At 45.3% G+C, this 2,024-nt stretch carries 1 protein-coding gene; it reads left to right on the plus strand.

Annotated features, from left to right (window positions below):
• The first annotated feature begins 132 nt into the window (after nucleotides 1–132).
• On the plus strand, nucleotides 133–1,905 hold the full coding sequence (locus tag ACNRUY_RS26330; protein ID WP_488114635.1) for a cadherin-like domain-containing protein: 1,773 nt from the start codon (nucleotides 133–135) through the stop codon (nucleotides 1,903–1,905).
• The last annotated feature ends 119 nt before the right edge of the window (nucleotides 1,906–2,024 follow it).

Genomic DNA, 2,024 nt, shown 5'->3' on the forward strand with positions numbered 1-2,024 from the left:
ACCTTCTCAAGCTTGATACTTCAGTGAAGGCTGGTATCAAGAACAAACGTAAAACCTGTGGCTGGGATGAAGACTATATGATGAAAGTGCTTGGGCTGATTGATTCTTGATCATGTTTTTGCCCTGGAGTCAATGACAGCAGATGATGTTGCTATTCTCCGGTTTGGAACTGAGCTGTTTTTGATTAACAAAAACAATCTTGATGATCAGTTGCGTATCCAGAAATTTTTCCCCGGGCAGGATTTCAACACCACGATAGAAGACCTCCGCCAGCATGTCAGCATTACGTTTTCTGATGGCACTGTGATTAGTGATGTTCAGCAACAAGGGGTGTTCATTGATGCATCCATGATGAGCCAGGACAGCCAGTGGTTTATGGATCTGCTCAGGTATTCAACGGCATATTTTTCTGATAAGGGTGATACGTTTGGTCAATATGCAAGACTGAGTGGATCTGAAAATGGCTTCCAGATTTTTGGTAGCCGTGTTGGAGATAACATTCTTCTTGGCCACAACAAAAATGACAATATTGAGTCATTTGGGGGTAACGATATCCTTTATGGTAAGGAGGGGGATGATTCCATTATTGCAGGTGCTGGAAATGATGTGATTCACGGTGGTGATGGTGATGACACTATTCGTTCCGGTGATGGTGATGATTCAATTACCGGTGGAGCCGGTAGCGATATGATACACCTTTCCGGTACGGGCAAGGCAACCATTCATTTCAGCAAGGGAGATGGGAGGGATGGTATATCACTGGACAGCAACAAAGCGGCCATTATTCAGTTAAGCTCAGGCATCAACCCAAGTGATGTCTTTATTGCCAAAGATGCATACAGAAACTTAGTCATTCATACAGGCGACAATGAAGCCATTGTCCTGCAATATTTCTTTGAGACAAACAGTGGATATTCAATAAGCGAAAGAGGAAAATCAGTCCAATTGAATTTTGCCAATGGTCAGTCTCTTGATTCAGATCAGTTATTGGCTGAAGCCCTGAAGAATAATCCTGCCCCGGTTGTTCATTCTGAAGAGGGTTATATTTACGAAGATGAAAGTATCACTATCGGTGTTTCCAGACTTGGGTATGATACAAATGGCGATGTGGCTGAAGTGCTTGAGGTCACGGATGCTCATAATGGTAAAGTGGAGATAGATAATAATGGCCAGGTTCAATTTACTCCAGACGCTGAGTTTTCTGGTCAGGCCTCTTTCCGTTACCGCTTAACTGACGGCTATAAAGCATCAGAATGGGCGACATATACTATTCAGGTGGCACCCGTGAACGATGCCCCGGAGCTGCAGGCTGATTATGTGGAAACAACAAAAAGTCAGAGTGTTGTAATTACAGTAGATAGCCTGCTTGCCAATGACGTTGATAAGGAAGGAAGTGTTCTTTCTCTGCTTGAAGTCAGCAACGCTGTTCACGGCAGTGTTGTGCTCAATGCTGAAACTGGACAGATTACCTTTACCCCTGAAGAAGGTTATATGGGAAAAGGGTATTTCGATTACACCGTGAGTGATGGCGAATTAACGGCTACAACAACGGTTACAGTCGCGGTTGGTTCTGAGCACGGAGCGTTTGATCAGTACATCACTGGTGATGAAATTGCGGCCCAGCATGTTGGCACAGGAGCCAAAGACCTGATCAAAGGCCTGGGCGGTGATGACACCCTGTTCGGTATGGGCGGCAACGATCGCCTGGAAGGTGGTGCCGGTAACGATCAACTGGTGGGCGGTAATGGCGGCGGCACTGGCTCTGGCGATGACATATTGCTCGGTGGTGAAGGTAACGATGTTCTGCGCGGGGAAGATGGCAATGACCTTCTGGATGGGGGAGCTGGAGATGATCACTATTACTACAACGCCGGTGATGGCGTGGATATCATTGATGTGCATTAGTTCAGATCTGATCTGACAATTCCCTCTTCAAAAAAGGGAAGGGTTACCGATTTAGATAGAGGGTGAAATCACTGAAATCTAAATCGTAAAAAGGTAACCCTTATGATTCATACTAATCA

The organism is Endozoicomonas sp. Z74 (genome assembly GCF_057680865.1).